The organism is Idiomarina zobellii (assembly GCF_900100855.1).
Lineage (GTDB): Bacteria > Pseudomonadota > Gammaproteobacteria > Enterobacterales > Alteromonadaceae > Idiomarina > Idiomarina zobellii.
Genome location: NZ_FNCB01000008.1, coordinates 1 through 16845, shown reverse-complemented (window position 1 = coordinate 16845; position 16845 = coordinate 1). Strand labels below are relative to the sequence as shown.

General features: G+C 45.5%; 15 protein-coding genes and 1 tRNA gene. 10 read left to right on the top strand and 6 right to left on the bottom strand.

Going from position 1 to position 16845, the window contains the following annotated elements; translation table 11 throughout:
- Positions 1–38 precede the first annotated feature (38 nt).
- Together queA and tgt are read left to right on the top strand one after the other, a co-directional pair.
- A complete protein-coding gene (gene queA, locus BLT32_RS08150; RefSeq protein WP_053953917.1) occupies positions 39–1094 on the top strand; it encodes a tRNA preQ1(34) S-adenosylmethionine ribosyltransferase-isomerase QueA in 1056 nt (351 codons plus the stop codon).
- A gap of 32 nt (positions 1095–1126) precedes the next feature.
- Positions 1127–2242, top strand: coding sequence for a tRNA guanosine(34) transglycosylase Tgt (gene tgt / locus BLT32_RS08145; RefSeq protein WP_053953933.1), 1116 nt, complete (start codon positions 1127–1129; stop codon positions 2240–2242).
- Here the strand turns inward: tgt and BLT32_RS08140 are convergent.
- Positions 2218–3534, bottom strand: a complete 1317-nt coding sequence (locus tag BLT32_RS08140) for a protein kinase domain-containing protein (RefSeq protein WP_053953918.1) — start codon at positions 3532–3534, stop codon at positions 2218–2220. The two genes, tgt and BLT32_RS08140, sit on opposite strands and share 25 nt — an antisense overlap.
- A gap of 202 nt (positions 3535–3736) precedes the next feature.
- Between BLT32_RS08140 and BLT32_RS08135 the strand changes: the two genes are divergently transcribed.
- The 7 genes from BLT32_RS08135 (at position 3737) to BLT32_RS08105 (ending at position 10932) form a co-directional block, all read left to right on the top strand.
- Positions 3737–4471: a PilZ domain-containing protein gene (locus BLT32_RS08135; protein ID WP_053953919.1), complete on the top strand. Its 735-nt coding sequence runs from the start codon at positions 3737–3739 to the stop codon at positions 4469–4471.
- A gap of 80 nt (positions 4472–4551) precedes the next feature.
- Positions 4552–4767: a 30S ribosomal protein S21 gene (gene rpsU / locus BLT32_RS08130; protein ID WP_006954239.1), complete on the top strand. Its 216-nt coding sequence runs from the start codon at positions 4552–4554 to the stop codon at positions 4765–4767.
- Positions 4768–4881: 114 nt separating this feature from the next.
- The gene (gene dnaG, locus BLT32_RS08125; protein WP_053953920.1) at positions 4882–6627 is read left to right on the top strand and encodes a DNA primase; all 1746 of its coding nucleotides are present in this window, start codon (positions 4882–4884) and stop codon (positions 6625–6627) included.
- Positions 6628–6728: 101 nt separating this feature from the next.
- On the top strand, positions 6729–8561 hold the full coding sequence (gene rpoD, locus BLT32_RS08120; protein WP_053953921.1) for an RNA polymerase sigma factor RpoD: 1833 nt from the start codon (positions 6729–6731) through the stop codon (positions 8559–8561).
- A gap of 25 nt (positions 8562–8586) precedes the next feature.
- Positions 8587–9375, top strand: coding sequence for an amidohydrolase family protein (locus tag BLT32_RS08115; protein ID WP_053953922.1), 789 nt, complete (start codon positions 8587–8589; stop codon positions 9373–9375).
- Positions 9376–9394: 19 nt separating this feature from the next.
- Positions 9395–10810, top strand: coding sequence for a histidine kinase (locus BLT32_RS08110; RefSeq protein ID WP_053953923.1), 1416 nt, complete (start codon positions 9395–9397; stop codon positions 10808–10810).
- 46 nt (positions 10811–10856) lie between these two features.
- Positions 10857–10932: transfer RNA gene (locus tag BLT32_RS08105), tRNA-Ile, on the top strand.
- 182 nt (positions 10933–11114) lie between these two features.
- Here BLT32_RS08105 and BLT32_RS08100 read toward each other — a convergent pair.
- From BLT32_RS08100 to BLT32_RS08085, 4 genes are all read right to left on the bottom strand, one after another.
- On the bottom strand, positions 11115–11339 hold the full coding sequence (locus BLT32_RS08100; protein ID WP_053953924.1) for a hypothetical protein: 225 nt from the start codon (positions 11337–11339) through the stop codon (positions 11115–11117).
- A gap of 556 nt (positions 11340–11895) precedes the next feature.
- The gene (locus BLT32_RS08095) at positions 11896–13077 is read right to left on the bottom strand and encodes a hypothetical protein (RefSeq protein WP_053953926.1); all 1182 of its coding nucleotides are present in this window, start codon (positions 13075–13077) and stop codon (positions 11896–11898) included.
- Positions 13074–13736 carry a hypothetical protein gene (locus BLT32_RS08090; protein WP_053953927.1) on the bottom strand — a complete coding sequence of 221 codons (663 nt, stop codon included), beginning with the start codon at positions 13734–13736 and terminating at the stop codon, positions 13074–13076. The genes BLT32_RS08095 and BLT32_RS08090 overlap by 4 nt, the downstream gene beginning before the upstream one ends.
- 206 nt (positions 13737–13942) lie before the next feature.
- The gene (locus BLT32_RS08085) at positions 13943–15211 is read right to left on the bottom strand and encodes a tyrosine-type recombinase/integrase (protein WP_053953928.1); all 1269 of its coding nucleotides are present in this window, start codon (positions 15209–15211) and stop codon (positions 13943–13945) included.
- Positions 15212–15424: 213 nt separating this feature from the next.
- On the opposite strand from BLT32_RS08085, the gene BLT32_RS08080 reads away from it, so the two are divergent.
- Positions 15425–16156 (top strand): hypothetical protein, encoded by a 732-nt coding sequence (locus BLT32_RS08080; RefSeq protein WP_074668946.1) that lies wholly within the window; start codon positions 15425–15427, stop codon positions 16154–16156.
- A 55-nt stretch (positions 16157–16211) separates the two neighbouring features.
- On the opposite strand, the gene BLT32_RS08075 is transcribed toward BLT32_RS08080, so the two are convergent.
- Positions 16212–16730, bottom strand: a complete 519-nt coding sequence (locus BLT32_RS08075) for a hypothetical protein (RefSeq protein WP_053953930.1) — start codon at positions 16728–16730, stop codon at positions 16212–16214.
- Positions 16731–16845 lie beyond the last annotated feature (115 nt).

Sequence of the window (16845 nt, the reverse complement as noted above, 5' to 3'; positions counted from 1 at the left end):
AATCCGCGCTTTAAAAGTGTTCCAGAAAAAGCGCAGGTATGTCAGAAAATAACCCGTCTTCTTTAAAAGTCAGTGACTTCTCGTTCGAATTGCCTGACGAGCTTATCGCTCGTTATCCGCAGGAGCAGCGCAGTGCTAGTCGCCTGCTTCAGGTCAATGCCGAGTCAAAGTCGATAGAGCACAAACAGTTTACTGACATTGTTGATACCCTGAGCTCAGGTGACCTCTTGGTATTCAATGACACTCGCGTTATTCCTGCTCGCCTACTGGGTGAAAAAGTATCCGGCGGAAAAGTAGAAGTTTTGATAGAGCGCCTACTGGATGAGTACCGGGTATTAGCTCATGTTCGCTCGAACCGCTCGCCTAAAGCGGGCGCAGAGTTGCTTTTGGAAGGTGCTGTAAAGGTCACTATGTTAGCGCGCCACGATGCGTTATTTGAGCTTAAATTTGAGCATGAAGAACCCGTATTGGACATTCTTGAAGAATATGGTCACATGCCGTTACCGCCATACATCGACCGTCCGGATGAAAGCTCCGACAAAGAACGTTATCAAACCGTTTATAACCGTGAGCCGGGAGCTGTCGCAGCGCCAACCGCGGGGTTGCATTTCGACGACGATATTCTGGAAAAGCTGAGAAACAAAGGTGTTAACTTTGCTTATGTAACGCTGCATGTTGGTGCGGGGACATTCCAGCCGGTGCGCGTGGAAAATATCAATGATCACGTCATGCATAGCGAGTACGCAAAGGTCAGTGAAGAAACCTGCAATGCTATAAAAGAGACGAAAGCCAATGGTGGCCGAGTTGTGGCAGTAGGCACGACCTCCGTACGCTCGTTGGAGTCAGCGGCAAATGCTTCAAACAGTGACAATATCGAACCCTTTTTCGACGACACCGATATTTTTATTTATCCCGGTTACGAATTTAAAGTGGTCGATAGCTTAATAACGAATTTCCACTTACCGGAATCGACACTCATTATGCTGGTTTCAGCCTTCGCCGGACGTGATTTAATTATGGACGCTTATCAGCAAGCCATTAATGAAAAATACCGATTCTTTAGCTACGGCGATGCAATGTTGTTGCAGCGATAAACAGACAATTTTTGAAGTGATACATTATGACAATGAAATTTGAACTTGATAAAACCAGTGGTCGTGCCCGCCGTGGACGCATGCAGTTTGAGCGTGGCACCGTAGAAACACCTGCTTTCATGCCCGTTGGGACACTGGGGACCGTTAAGGGAATGACCCCGGAAGAGGTCAAAGACACCGGGGCTCAGATTTGTCTGGGGAATACTTTCCACCTAATGCTTCGCCCGGGCACGCAAATTATTCAGCAGCATGGCGACCTGCATGACTTTATGAACTGGGATAAGCCCATTCTGACGGACTCGGGCGGCTTTCAGGTATTTAGTCTTGGTGAGCTGAGAAAAATTACCGAAGAAGGTGTGACCTTCCGTTCGCCAATTAACGGTGAGAAGATTTTACTGACGCCAGAAAAATCGATGCAGGTTCAGCGCGAGCTTGGGTCTGACATTGTCATGATTTTTGACGAGTGTACGCCATATCCGGCGACTCAAGCGGAAGCTCGTAGCTCTATGGAGTTGTCTCTGCGCTGGGCTGAGCGTTCTAAAAAAGCGCACGAAGGAAATAAGTCAGCGCTTTTTGGTATTATTCAGGGCGGTATGTACGAAGAGCTGCGCGACATTTCCTTGAAAGGCTTAACTGACATTGAGTTTGACGGCTACGCGATAGGCGGCTTGTCGGTAGGCGAGCCCAAAGAAGACATGATGCGCATTTTAGAGCACACGGCGCCCAAAATGCCGGAGCAAAAGCCACGCTACTTAATGGGTGTGGGCAAACCGGAAGACTTGGTTGAAGCCGTGCGCCGTGGTATTGACATGTTTGACTGTGTCATGCCAACCCGTAATGCGCGTAACGGTCACCTGTTTATCAGTTCCGGCGTGGTAAAAATACGTAACGCGGTGCACAGAACCGATACCGGCCCGTTGGATGAAAACTGTGACTGCTACACTTGTAAAAATTACTCTCGGGCGTACTTACATCACTTAGACAAAACCAATGAAATGTTGGGTGGGCGTTTAAACACTATCCATAACCTACGTTTTTATCAAAAGGTCATGAGTGATATGCGCGATGCGTTAGATAACGATACATTCGACAAGTTTGTCGAGGCGTTTTATCAGCAGCGCGGTCAGTCAGTTCCGCCGCTGGACTGAAACTTCTCAAGCATTTTCTGGGTAGGCAAGTAATGTTCAGCAGAGGAAAGCTCCTGTGCTGAACTCAGCGCTGCCCAGGCCTGTTCAACCCAGCGGGCTCTTAAATGCTCCTGTTTTTTGTTCACTCTAGCGAGTGCCAGATAAGCTTTGGCTTGGACGTGATACGCGGCATCTGGTCTGGAATATTTAGCTGGAGCGCCCATATTATTTAGAGCGTTCAATAGCCGGGTGGTGTACTCGGTATCCGAAAAAATGGGCTCAAGCCCGAGCAGGAACTCAATGCGTTCACGGTGATGCGTCAAATCATCACCATGCTCACTAATTGCATTGTCGAAATGTGATAGTGCTAGCTCGGCAGTCTCCTGGGCCTCGCCCAAGTTGCCGTCTTCAATTAAGTGCTCAGTATAATGAGCAAATACTTGCCCGTGCGAATGTTGATGAACCGGGGCACTGTATATGCTTTCGTAAGTGTCGAGTTTATTGAAAGCGGTAAGAGCCAGCCCTCCTAGTATTAGGGTGGAGGCGGTCAATGCCGTTGCCCAGCCCAGGCGTCTTCGTTGCTTGTAAGATTTAGCTCGCCATTTAGCTAGCGTATTAGCCAGTTCCGACATGTCAGTAAATGATTCATAAGAGTCGACGGCAAGTGCTTTCTTAATAATGTCCGCTAGCCCTGATGGCAATCGGCGCTTATCGGCTACAGGTTGCATTAAAAATACATCAGGGGTCATGCTGGCAAGAAGAAGTAGCAGTAATTCACCAACCTGATAGATATCTTGTTGCTGAGACTCTCTCGAAACGTTTTCAGCGATACTTAAATCAACCAATACAGGCACATCGGACTGCTTCTGTTTCGACAAAATGATGTTATGTCCTTTCACATCATTATGAGCGTACCCCGACTTGTGTAGTGCGCTTAAAGCATTGGCAAGTTGATAGGTAATTTCAACCGCATCGTTAACTGATAAGTGCTTATTGAGTTTATCGAGCCTGGTCCCTTCAACATACTCCATGACAAGGAATAAAGATGAAGAGGTGACTTCTGGCTCACCAATGTCATAAACGCGACATAATGAAGGGTGTGAAACCTGAGACAGTAAGCGAGCTTCGCGAACCAAACGGTTACGACTGACTAACGAGGGAGAGCGAGCGAACTTCACGGCCACGGTACGCTGAAGTCTCTGGTCGTAAGCTTTATAAACCAAGCCGCTACCGCCGTAACCAAGCAGGCCTTCGCATTGGTAACGTTCGGGTATCGGGTATGGGAATGTGTCTCTGGAATAACTAATAGCCAAGTTCGCATCCTTACTGTCTAGCTAATTCAGAGTCTAGCGAGCATAGTCGGTAAACAACAGGATCCAAGCTAACGAAAGCCTTCCTTATAACAACTGACGTCAATTGACATCGACTGATAAATATCGAGTATTTACTTAAAAAGTAGCAGATATTCGCTATTATGAATGGTTAATAAAATAATAATAAAAAAGGACAGCACTAATGCAGAATGGCATAGGTGTTTTGGCGAACAACCGGTTTCGGCAGCCTGCTCAAATTTCATTACAGTCAAACGGTGGTTACCAGACATTGAACATCACGCTGGTTGGCCAACAATACCCCGACTACTTGATTCTTGAATTGTCCCGCCAGTATCGTTGGCAGGATGTATTGCCCCAGTTAAAAGCGAATAAAACATTTGCGTTTACCACAGTGGCTGCATCGGGTGAGCAAATAACAGGAACGGTCGATTTACTCAGCATGACACAGTTTCCGCAAAAGTTATTGTTTGTGAGTTATCCTCGAGAAGCGAACATTCAGCCTTTACGCACATCTCCTCGCATTCCGGTTAACTGTAGCGCAGAACTTCAACTGCATCATGCAGAGGGTAACGGTAATCCATTAAGCGGTACCGTTGTCGATGTATCGGGAAAAGGTATTGGTTTCCAATATCGAGGGACTCAACCGGTTTCTCTGGAGGGCGAAGACGGGTTACAAGCCAGCGTAACAGTGACTGAACCGGGTAACGATTTGTCACTTGGGCTTTTCCATGTAAAAAGTTTGGATATTGTTGGACCAGGGGTATGGCAGTTTGGGTTAGCGTTTAAAAATAAGCCTGACGAGTTCCAGAATTTGCTGGGAAAACTGCTGATGGCATCGTCGGAAGTTAAGGCATTATTGAGTGACAACGATATTGGTTTTGAAACATTGGATAACACTTTACAAGCCGAATCTTAGTCGGTACAATTCAGCACCAATTTAAGCCAGTAGCGGCTAATTTTTAATCAAATAGATAATTTATCCGAGGTGATGTTTTAATGCCAGTCGTAAAAGTGAAAGAAAACGAGCCGTTTGACGTAGCTTTGCGTCGTTTCAAGCGCTCTTGTGAAAAAGCAGGTGTTCTGTCAGAAGTTCGTCGTCGTGAACACTACGAAAAGCCTACTGCAGAGCGCAAGCGCAAGAAAGCCGCGGCCGTAAAACGTCACGCTAAAAAGCTGGCTCGTGAAAACGCTCGTCGTACTCGTTTATACTAAGAGCGTTTAACGACAATTTGAGTGTTCACTTTTTCGTAAAGTGCTGGAAGCCGTGACTTGTTGTCGCGGCTTTCGTGTTTCTGTTGATTCTTTAACCTTGAAACTGAGACGGCAATGGCAGGCTTGATCCCTAAAAGCTTTATTCATGATTTACTCGAAAGAGCAGACATTGTTGAAGTCGTTGACAGTCGTGTGCCGCTAAAAAAAGCCGGCAAGAACCATCAGGCATGTTGTCCTTTCCATAACGAAAAATCGCCTTCCTTTACAGTCAGCCAAGACAAGCAGTTTTATCACTGCTTTGGGTGCGGCGCTCATGGTAACGCTATCGACTTTCTTATGGAGTTCGATGGCCTTCAGTTTCCGGACGCGGTCGAAGAATTGGCAGGTTTGTTTGGGGTGCAGGTACCCAGAGAAGAACCGGAAAACCCGCAAGCGGCGCAGAAGAAGCAACAGCAAACTCAGGACGATGTCGCGATAATGAATCAGGCGGCACGGTTTTATCAGCATCAGTTAAAGCATCATGCGCGTTCGGAGCAAGTTATTAACTACCTGAAAAAGCGTGGTCTGAGCGGCGAAACGGTTAAGCGCTTTCAGATAGGCTATGCCCCGGACGACTGGGACAGCTTGCTAAAAACCTTCGGGCAAGGTGCTAAGCAGCGCCAACAGTTGCTCGAACTGAAGCTCATTAACCGTAACGATAAAGGTCGTCATTATGACTTTTTCCGTGACCGGGTTATGTTTCCCATCCACGATCGGCGCGGGCGGGTTGTCGGCTTTGGTGGACGAATCATTGAAGGTGACGGACCAAAGTATTTGAACTCACCGGAAACGCGTTTGTTTCATAAAGGTAGTGAGCTCTACGGTTACTGGCATATGCAGCAAGCTGTGCGCCGACCAGATCAAGTGGTAGTTGTTGAAGGTTATATGGATGTCGTTGCGTTGTCTCAGGCTGGTATTGACTATGCCGTTGCATCGCTGGGTACGGCAACGACAACTGAACAGCTACAGCGTTTATTCAGAACTTCACCGCGTGTTGTCTGTTGTTATGACGGAGACCGAGCGGGTCGAGATGCCGCCTGGCGAGCGCTGGAAAATGCGCTACCTTTATTAAAAGATGGTCTTGATATGGCCTTTTTATTTCTGCCAGAAGGTGAAGACCCGGACTCCGTTGTCAGGGATAAAGGCAAAGAAGCGTTTGAACAGGCATTAACTCAAGCGAAGCCTTTCACTGAATACTTTTTTGAACACTTGCAGGAAGGTATCGACGTTAGTACTGATGCCGGCCGCTCACAGCTACTCAGTACAGCAAAGCCACTGATTGAGAAAATAGCCAGTGGGTACTACCGCGATGCTTTAATGCAACGGTTAGCTGAAATACTTCGACGTGAAACGTCTCAGTTAGAGCGACATTTTGACAAGCCTAATCAGAAGCGGCCTAAGTCCGAGTCAATAAAGATGACGCCAATTAGAAAGGCGATATCTTTACTGCTTCAATACCCGCAGCTTGGCACTAAAATAGCGGTTAAGGAAGAACTGCGGGCACTTCAGCTAAATGGCGTTGAGCTGTTCATTGAACTTCACAAACAATGCGCGAATAAGCCAATGACAACAGCGCAGGTACTTGAGAGCTCGCGCGACAGTGCCTATTACTCAGCTCTGCAAAAGCTAGCGCTTTGGAATCATCAGCTCGATGAAGAAAACATTGAGCAGGAATTCTCTGATATTTTTATTTATTTGATAGACCAGTATTTCGAACAAAGAGCAAACGCACTCTTGAAAAAATCGCAAGAGGGCGCATTAACTAAGGTAGAGCGCCAAGAATACCAGACAATTATACAGTACTTAAACAAGGCGAAATAACACTCGCTAGTCAGCCTTTTCTAGCTTAAAAGACTGAATTCTGTTATACTGTCTGGTCATTTTGGGTATTCTACATTCACAGTCATGGGTGGAACGTCTGTATGCAGCAGAGTCGGCAATCGCAACTGAAAGTACTTATTGCGAAAGGCAAAGAGCAAGGTTTTTTAACTTTTGCTGAGGTTAATGACCATTTACCTCAAGAAATTGTAGATTCCGATCAGGTTGAAGATATTATTCGCATGATCAACGACATGGGCATCCGTGTCTTTGAGAGTGCGCCGGACGCCGATGACTTGATGATGGCCGAGAGCGCAGCAGACGAAGATGCTGCGGAAGAAGCTGCTCAAGCCCTAGCGTCGGTCGACAGCGAAATAGGCCGAACAACTGACCCAGTGCGTATGTATATGCGTGAAATGGGTACTGTTGAACTGCTGACTCGTGAAGGCGAAATTGATATTGCCAAGCGCATTGAAGAAGGTATTAACCAAGTTCAGTGCTCTGTGGCGGAATACCCTGAAGCCATTAATTTCTTATTGGATCAGTGGGACTCTTACGAAGCGGAAGAGTTACGCTTAACCGATATTATCTCTGGTTTTATCGACCCGGAAGAGGTCGATGAAGCGCCTGTTGCTGCTACTCACGTTGGTTCTGAACTGCCAGAAGAAGAGCTGGAAGACGAAGACGACGATGCAGACGATGACGAAGAAGAAGAGTCAGATACTGGTATCGACCCTGAATTCGCTCGTGCTAAATTCACCGAGCTGCGTGAACAATACGAAGCGACTCGCCAGGCAATTGCCAAGCATGGTCGTGATGGTGCCGATGCCCGCGTTGAAATTGACAAACTAAGCGATCTGTTTAAACAGTTCCGTCTGGTACCAAAGCAGTTTGACCGTCTAGTTAAAGACATGCGTTCAATGATGCAGCGTGTGCGCGTGCAAGAACGTATTATTATGAAATTAAGCGTTGAACAAGGCGGTATGTCTAAGCGCGATTTCATGAAGGCTTTCGCAAGTAATGAAAACAGCATGGCGTGGGTTGATGCGCAAATTAACTCAGGCGAGAGCTACGCAAGTACAATGAAAGAAACACGCGACGAAATTGAGCGTTGCGTGAATAAGTTGGTCGACGTTGAGAAAGAGACCGGCTTAACCATCGGTAAAGTTAAAGAAATTAACCGCCGTATGTCTATTGGTGAGGCGAAAGCCCGCCGTGCGAAAAAAGAGATGGTGGAAGCCAACCTGCGTTTGGTTATTTCAATTGCGAAGAAATACACCAACCGAGGCCTGCAATTCCTGGACTTAATTCAGGAAGGTAACATCGGCTTGATGAAAGCGGTGGATAAGTTCGAATATCGCCGTGGTTACAAGTTCTCTACCTATGCTACGTGGTGGATCCGCCAGGCAATTACTCGTTCAATTGCGGACCAGGCTCGTACGATTCGTATCCCGGTTCACATGATTGAAACCATCAATAAATTGAACCGTATTTCGCGTCAAATGTTGCAGGAAATGGGCCGAGAGCCGCAGCCGGAAGAACTGGCTGAGCGCATGATGATGCCGGAAGACAAAATTCGCAAAGTTCTCAAAATTGCGAAAGAGCCGATTTCAATGGAAACCCCTATTGGCGATGACGAAGATTCGCACTTGGGTGACTTCATAGAAGACAATACGCTGGATCTGCCTATCGACTCGGCGACCTCTGAAAGCTTGCGTAACTCAGTGCGCGAAGTGCTCGGCGGCCTTACCGCTCGAGAAGCGAAAGTCTTGCGTATGCGTTTTGGTATTGATATGAATACTGACCATACTTTGGAAGAAGTTGGTAAACAGTTTGATGTAACTCGTGAACGAATTCGTCAAATTGAAGCCAAAGCATTAAGAAAGCTTCGTCATCCAAGCCGCTCTGAGCAGCTGAAATCGTTCTTGGATGAGTAAGATATTCTCTGACACAGGAGGCAGCATGGGTAATAACCGTGACAATTGGCCGAAACGTATTATTGACTCGCATTTGCATATTTACGATGACGAGTTTCCGCTAATTGAAAACCAAGGTCATATCCCTGAGCCTTTTTATATTGATGATTATCGGAATTTAACACGTGGCCTGCCTATTGAAGGCGGTGTTATTGTGTCGGGTTCATTCCAGGGCTTTGAGCAGCGTTATTTGAAAGCCGCACTGGAAAATTTGGGTGACAACTTTGTAGGCGTGACCCAACTACCAGGCTCTGTGAGTGATGAAAAGATTCAGCAACTGAACGAACACCGCATTCGTGGCGTTCGTGTGAACCTGAAGCGCGGTGTTCACCGCGACATTGAAGGTATTGTTGAATTTGGTAAGCGTATTTGGGACTTAGCGGGTTGGCATTTGGAAATTTACGTCGACAGCCGCGAGCTTGACGACATGGTGCCTACGCTGCTGAAGCTCCCAAAACTTAGCGTTGACCACTTAGGTATGGCTAAGTCGGGCTTGTCGCAAGTGCGTCGTTTAGCCGAAGGTGGCGTAAGAATTAAAGCCAGTGGTTTTGGTCGCACAGAAGTCAATGTGGCTGATGCTGTTAAAGCGCTATATAAAACTAACCCAGATGCTTTAATGTTTGGCACCGACTTACCAGGTACTCGCAGTAACCGTTCGTTTGAGCCTTCGGACATTACAACCATTGTGAATGCGTTGGAAAGTGCCGACGGTGGTGCAGATGCTGTTGATAAAGTATTTTATCAAAATGCACGCGACTTCTACCAACTTCCTTAATAAGAGCGAGTGACGCAACGTGCAGTCACTCGCAAGCCACACCCGCACTAATCGCTGGTTCGCTATCGCTATTATTGCGATAGCGATAGGTGGTCTGCTGCTGACTTATTGGCAGTCATCCGGTCAGTTAATCAGTCGAACGACAAGCAGCCTTGAGCAAACCTGCGCGGCTGTTCAGCGAACTGTTAGTAACCTCTATCCCTCTTCTGAAAGTAAGCAGCAAGCGGTTAGTAACCCCGAGCTTTTGTATCAGGCTATTAGCGAGTCTATTCGCAATAAGGAACACACGCTTGGCGGCTTTTGGCACATTGAAAATGGATTCATGGGCTACGCGGTAGCCTCTTCACGTGGTAACTCGCAAGACAGCCAGTTAGCCGGAGCTGTCCAACTGGCTATAAGCTCCGCAGCCCGAAAGGCAATTGCTGATAATAAAGCTGCTGCAAATGTCACTGAGCAGCTGCCTATACGTGTCGTGGTGGCATGTCCGGAAAAACAGCACGCTGGGCTTGCCATATGGCTTAGTCATCCCATACAGCCGGTACAGAATTATTTTAGTGTCACTGCAAGCGTGCTATTTGTGTTGCTGGCATTAATTGGTGTTGCCATTATTGTGCGAGAGTCAGCGTTTAATCGGCGTTGGCACAAAGAGCGTGATCGCATTGTGAATGACGCTGAAGATACTAGTAAAGCCGTTTCTGTGACCTCTGAAATAGGTGAAATACAGCCTTTCCTTCTTTTGTTGTATCAAGCACGCCAGCAAGTACAGGCTGCTGAGCGAGAACTCGAGAAAGAAGCTGACAAGCTTCGCCTTGCCTCTGAAAAAACCTTAGCCGGTCGCATGGCACGTTCAATGGCGGCATTAGCTTTGAGTAATTTGGAAAATATCGAGAAACGGTTAAGGGACAGTGATAGCGCTGAATTGAAATCTAAAGTACAAGAGCTTGTGAGCTTGTTTGAAGCCTTCTCACAGCTGTCGCCAGATATGCAGGGGCTTGATAAAAGCGACCTCGAGTTAGAGGCCTGGCTGCAGGATATTGCGGATTATCATGAAAGCTTTTCAGGTGAGAAGAACATTACCGTAACTTCTATTGTCGACGATAATATTCGTGTCACGATAAGCCCATTAGTGTTTCGTTTTGTTTTTGACTTCCTGCTTCGGCATGTCGTGAGGTTTATACCGGTGAACTCCGAAGTGCTGATACAGGCAAATATCGAAGGCAACTTTGTGAATGTGTCCGTGTGCGACGAAAGTAACGGCGTAGCCAAGAAAAACTTAGGAGCTATGTTCGAAACCGATGACGTAAACCCGGACGCTTACGGCGTTGGCTTAAAAGTGATCAAAGACGCAATAAAAAGTCAGGGCGGCGACATAAATTACGAAAAACTTGAAAAAACATCGCGATTTAACGTGCTGATACCCATGACAAAAGGGTAAAAAGTTCGTATAATCTGCGCCGCTTTCAAGCATTCCAACCAGAAATGGCCCCTTAGCTCAGTGGTTAGAGCACCCGACTCATAATCGGTTGGTCCGCAGTTCAAATCTGCGAGGGGCCACCATACTTTTCAAAGACTTAGCTATTATTTAAGTCGTGAAAAGTAAAGTGTCATTTAAAAAAGCGGTAGTTAGAGCGGTAGTTAGCTTTAACGAGCGACCAGTCCCGTTGTTTAAGATCAAAATTATTTAAGAGCCGTAATAGCAAAAAGCCACCCGGGCGGATGGCTTTTCGTAAACTTTATTCTCAAGAGAACTTCCCCTTGGAGCGATGTTCTGCCGGAACAGGATGACGATAAACAGGAAATCTAAAATAATTATTTATCGTATCGATATGCCAGAACTCTCCGCTTGTCATAGGTACTTTCACTCCCTCAGGAAAAGCCTTTGCTGCTATCCAGTTGCGAATGACGCGTTCTTCACGGTTAAACAGGCAGCTAAGGTCCTCAATCGTTAAGAATGCTTTATACATAGCTATCTCCTATTTGCAGTTAGCGTACCCTTTTCGGTTGTTATCTGAACTGTGTAGTGACGCGAAAAAGTTGATCACATCAATTAGTCGCCATTTTCGGTGACAGCCGTCCCGTTGTAATACCGGGGCTGGAGCGAAGCCCGTTCGGTACCAGTCGTACCATGTGCTGGCGGGCACATTGAAAGTGGTGACTATTTGTTTTTTGCTGATCAAAACGGTAGTTAGTAAAGTATGCGCAAGAGCAGGGTGTTCCAGGATTTCACTGGTATTTTTCATTTTAATATACCTTTAAATGAATCAAAAAATTAAAGTGCGAACCGATTTCGTTCGAGAACTATTATCGCTGCAAAAAAGCATCGCATTTTGAACAGACCGGCCGAATTCGGCATGTCTGTTCTGCACACTTAATTAATTTTTGACCGAATTCGGTTGTTATCAACAAAATTCTTAGCGAGATCGTCTTAAGTATCAGATGGTTATACTTAGTTTGGGCTGGTCGATGGAAAAGATGCAGGGCTATGTCACAAAAAGCTTTTGTGACATAGCTATAGAAAAATTATGCGCTTTCCGATGGTGACGAGAGTAAGCGAAGTGGACTGGATGATAAATCTTCGAATTGTTTGACTTCAACTTCATGCTCGGCGTCGCGAATGTACGTAAAGAAGTCAAAACGAGCATTACCTTCTGCAACACGATATTCTCTCAGACGACGTTTGTTATGTACAAACTGCTGATATTCTGAATAGTGTTCGATATCCAAAGCACGAGTTCGATTAAGAATACGTTGCTCAAGCCGGAATGCAGCATGCTCTGACGAGCAGATGTAATAGAACACAAGGTCAACACTCCTTGCCCTATGAATAATATTATGACTGTAGCTAAGTGCACGCTTTCGAGCTGCGCGTTTTAATGCATTATTGACAGATTCTTGATCTCGGCAATTTAATACGACCTTTGTTTTGCCGGTTTTATAAATAAACACTGGCCCAGTAGTGGACTCAAACATGACCCTGTAGACATACACGACCCCATACTCTCGAAAGCGATCGACGCTTGCGGTTCTAACTGAGAATTTTTTAGGGAATGGGCTTTTTACGTTCTTATTTACATATTTGTTAATAACAACGCTACCATCACTAAATTCGGAGGTGACATTAAACCGTATCTTGGCGCTACCGTCGTCTCTCACACCACTCTGGACACGCTCTAAACTAACAAATGAGGGCTCTTCGAGAGGGTATACTGGTACCTCTGACATGGCGAGAGCGAGCTTGCGAGCGTATGCCGGAATAATGTCGGTGATGTCTTTAACATTACGCAAATGGCGAATTGTCGTCGTAACAACAGTGGTTAGAAAAACCACAACGATCGGGTAACGATCATACTGTTTGAAATAGTTTTTAAAGACTTCTCGGTCAGCATCAATAACATCATCAGCGAAAACGACTTTAAAGTTTTTAACGTCTCTTTCGGGATCACGCGCAGCAATAATTTCTCTAACGAGCAGTGTGAACAACGCTTTGCCGGCCTTGGTCGAAAAAGGTAAGATATCAAACGAATACTTGGTTACAGCCTTATTTTTTCGTTTCGCTAGCTCATTTTGGTGCACCTGCCGCAGTTCGATTGCCCTATGAAAAAGCGCTGAGTAGCGACTAGGATTCCCAATATTGTTTAGAAAACTCAAGTCGTCGACGTCTAGATCGTTATCAGTAGATGCTAAAAACTTGTGCAGATTCATTGTGCAAACTCCTTATTCTCAAACGCCCAAAGCGGGTTCTCCCAGGTAATCCAAACCTCATCTAACTTTTTTTGAAGAAATTCAGTTGAAGAAGAGTTGAATGGAAGGCCATAGAAAAACAAGGCTTTACGTACCCAGGTTTTTATTGCTTCGCGGTTGTTCTTCTCATGCCCGTCCCCGACCAGCATCACTGCATCGTCACTGTCTAACTCCATGTATGTTTTACACAAACAGCGGGCAATCTTATCTGCCATCACTTGTTCATCATCGCTCAGAACAATTTGGTGGCGTTTAAAAATGTAAGCTTCTTCAAGTCGTGGTTTCATACAAAACTCCTCGTAAACTTCTGGTGTGATGGTTCCTGGGAAAGATCTCGGGTAACGTAAACGGTGGAGAATGCCAGCTTCTGACAGCTCGTACTTAGCTGTATCGAACTCATGGCTCCGCTTAAAATGTTTGTACAAATCAATAGCCAACGATGGAAATTCCAGTGTTGAAGGGACTTCGCTTTGCTGTGCAAGCTGTGCCTGCCACCAGCCTTGTGCGAACGCAACTGCATTAATTGACTTGTCGTTAAACATATATTGAATAATGCGCGACTTAACCAATAACGCTGAAATAAGTCGGCGGTTTTTAATCTCAAAGTTAATAACTGTCATGTTTCTCTCTCTTTAGCGTGTGATTACAAAACACTGTAAATTTGATCAGTGAGGATCTTGAGAGTCAATAGCCTGAGTAACCGACTTGATCCGTTTTGATCCGACATCGGTTCAAAACGACCAAAATAATTAAATTTATTCTTCGTAAACATGTGTACGGCAACTCAATATCGTTACTTTTATCGTTTAATGCAGACGGAATTTAGTCATTGAGCACCTCCCAACTCATCGAGTAGCTCAGACCAACGCTCTAATATCTCGAGCTTTTCGTCTCGGTAGTCGTATCGGTTGTAGTGCCGGTTAGATACGTCCGAGAAAGCGTGGTTGTGCAGCCGATTCAAATGATTTTCGGTTCCCATTTTGTGGCGTAGCATTAATGTTTTTGCGGTACGCCGAAGGTCGCGAGGCTGGAAGTCTGCAATGCCGTAACGCTTCTGAATTTTTTTGTAAGCGTGCGCCAAGCTGCTCGAAGGGGCTGCTTCGGTAAAAATATTTCGTTTCGGCATAACTAAATCACTGACCCCTGCAAAGCTTTTGAGTTGCTCTAAGTAATTTGTTAGTGGCTGGATGAGTGGAATAATGTGGTCCCGGCCATTTTTCGTAATATCACCGCGCATTAGCCAATCACCAGTTTCAAAGTCTATGTCACTCCATTTAGAGTTGATGATCTCGAAAGGCCTCTGCCCAGCAGAGTAAAGGTGAACCTTAATGAGCAGTCTGAAATCTGCACTGACACCGTTTTTCTGCGAGTCGTTAACCGCTTCGAAAACTTTTTCGAGTTCATTTTCGGTTAATAACCGATCGCGGGGAATTTCAGCATGACGCTGCGTTGGGATGATAGCTACGGGGTTCTTTTCTAAACGAAATAAAAACGACGAACTTTGATCCGCTGGGTTGTTGTCGTGCTTCAGCCCCGCTGAAAATGCAGCATGTAGATAAGCTCTAACGCGGTTGGAGTGAGCGACAGCGCCACGGCGTATCATTACCGCGAGCACTCGCTTTATTTGTTCTGGCGATACCTGGTTCGCAGGCTGGCCCGCAGGAATAATCTGCAGGGCATTGCGTTCAAGGTCTGCTTTTACTTCGTCCGCTGTGCGCCTTCCTTTACGGCGCATGTCGCTTACATAGTATTCAATTAATTCGCCAAAAGTTCCGGTAGTGACACTTTTCGCTTTTGCTGAAATGGCCGTTGGTCCCAAGGTTTTAGGATCAACCCCGTTTGCTACCGACTGAGATAGCAGGTTAGCCTTTGCACGGGCCTTTGTTAATGAAAGATCAGGGAATGCACCAAGCGTGATATAGCTGCGCTTTCCACTAACGTAATAGCGGAATACAAACGTTTTGGTTCCGCTAGGGTAAACAACAACCCCCAGTCGCCCGGTGTTACGTTGCGACGATGTTTCCCACTCTTCATATTTCTTTGAGCGAGGTTCTAGGCCTTTGACGTGTTTAACTGTGAATTGAGCGTATTTCATTTACTCTAACCGTGATAAACCGAACACGGAGCGAGATATATAAAACTTTGCAAGGGGTGGACAAGAACTTCGGATCAAAATGAACCAAGTCGGTGCAAAACTGCTGGTTTTTGAATTCTAAAAGTCAGATAAATTCTGGCTGTAGGGCTGTAAATTTAAATTATTACAACTAACATACAATCATCATACCCAACTGTTGTCCGAGCTAAAATATTGCAAGTATCTGGTAAGCAAGAGTTTAGGCTTAAAATTGGAGATAGGGTCTCCCTATCCGATTTTAGCCGTTGGAAAGTTACAGGGTTTGCTTATAAAAACGGACTGAGCGTTCGCTTAAAACGTAAAGGCTCTGAACGTTATATGGCAATTCATAAAGTGCGGGATGCGAATGGTGTCGCATTGGAGCCTGGAAATAAATACTTGCTAATTCTAGGTGATGAAACATCAAGGTTTGTTTTAAGGTTAAACGTAGTCGGCAACTGTAAAGCATCAGTTATATCAATATATGGAGAAGATAAATCAAGAAAGGTTGGGGGGAAGTGGGCTTCAAAGATTAACTACACAAAATTTTGTGGCACTAAAAGAGCATTTGATCTTGAGCCTGAAGCCGTTGTTATAAAAGTAGGGAATGAGGTAAAAATGCGGGCAGACTTTGGCAGTACTCATTATTATGGGGCGATTGAAATGTCCAATAAAGTTGGAATTGTAGAGTCGATAGAAAAACCAGAGCGTGCACTAGATTGGACGACCACGTTGACCGTGTCCTTTACTGGTATAAGAAAACAATACCGTGTGCATCGGTTCATTGATTCTTCAGGGAACATGATGCAGTTAGGTTGGCATTATCGTATCCAACGAGATCAGAATACCTTTTTTGCCATACCTACTAGACGGATTGATCCGGATCGAGTCGAATGGAGTGACCCTGACCCTGACCCTGACCCTTAGCAATCCTTTTAGCTTGCAAGTTGCGAATGCGTATAAAGTGCTACTTATATTACCATTAGGGTTCTGAGACTGAAGTTAGTTTAGAGTTTAATTCGTAGATCTGACTTTCAACTTTTCTCATAAGTACCGTTTTTTGATCTAGCTCACGTTCGAGCTCTTTTATACGCGACAGAAGTCTATCGCTAGTGGGGTCATTCTCTACTGGTTTTTTATCCTTTGATTCGTTCAGCTCGTTGCGTTCTATACCATTAGACTTTACTGGGTGTTGATAAATTTCGCGCAAAAAGCCCTTGATGTAGTCCTGATAGTATTCGTCAGAGCCTTTGTCCTCTTTTAGTTGTCGTGAAAAAGCTACATGGGAAGACATAAGAACTTGTTTGTAATCGTAATCTTCGGCCAAATTCTTTTGAAATATGTATCGGTTTGCAGCGAACCAAGCTCCAGTTAATAGTACAGGTATTAACGATAGGCGTGCAATTACGTGAGAAATATCAAGGCTAGACGATTCTATTATTTTATAGCCGATATACAGAGCGCCTGCTATAAACGCAGCAGCAAGCAGAACCCATAGCAACGAAGCTTTCGAGCCTGCTTTCGAGAGTGTTCAATATTCTGTGTCAGCCAAGTTTTCATAAATCTATGTGGCCATCCAGTCGACCTTCAAAGTGGATGGTTAGCTGAGACAGTGT

Coding starts and splice junctions, on each gene's coding strand:
- queA (WP_053953917.1), top strand. CDS start 39: ATGTCAGAAAATAACCCGTCTTCTTTAAAAGTCAGTGACTTCTCGTTC.
- tgt (WP_053953933.1), top strand. CDS start 1,127: ATGAAATTTGAACTTGATAAAACCAGTGGTCGTGCCCGCCGTGGACGC.
- BLT32_RS08135 (WP_053953919.1), top strand. CDS start 3,737: ATGCAGAATGGCATAGGTGTTTTGGCGAACAACCGGTTTCGGCAGCCT.
- rpsU (WP_006954239.1), top strand. CDS start 4,552: ATGCCAGTCGTAAAAGTGAAAGAAAACGAGCCGTTTGACGTAGCTTTG.
- dnaG (WP_053953920.1), top strand. CDS start 4,882: ATGGCAGGCTTGATCCCTAAAAGCTTTATTCATGATTTACTCGAAAGA.
- rpoD (WP_053953921.1), top strand. CDS start 6,729: ATGCAGCAGAGTCGGCAATCGCAACTGAAAGTACTTATTGCGAAAGGC.
- BLT32_RS08115 (WP_053953922.1), top strand. CDS start 8,587: ATGGGTAATAACCGTGACAATTGGCCGAAACGTATTATTGACTCGCAT.
- BLT32_RS08100 (WP_053953924.1), bottom strand. CDS start 11,339: ATGTATAAAGCATTCTTAACGATTGAGGACCTTAGCTGCCTGTTTAAC.
- BLT32_RS08095 (WP_053953926.1), bottom strand. CDS start 13,077: ATGAATCTGCACAAGTTTTTAGCATCTACTGATAACGATCTAGACGTC.
- BLT32_RS08090 (WP_053953927.1), bottom strand. CDS start 13,736: ATGACAGTTATTAACTTTGAGATTAAAAACCGCCGACTTATTTCAGCG.
- BLT32_RS08085 (WP_053953928.1), bottom strand. CDS start 15,211: ATGAAATACGCTCAATTCACAGTTAAACACGTCAAAGGCCTAGAACCT.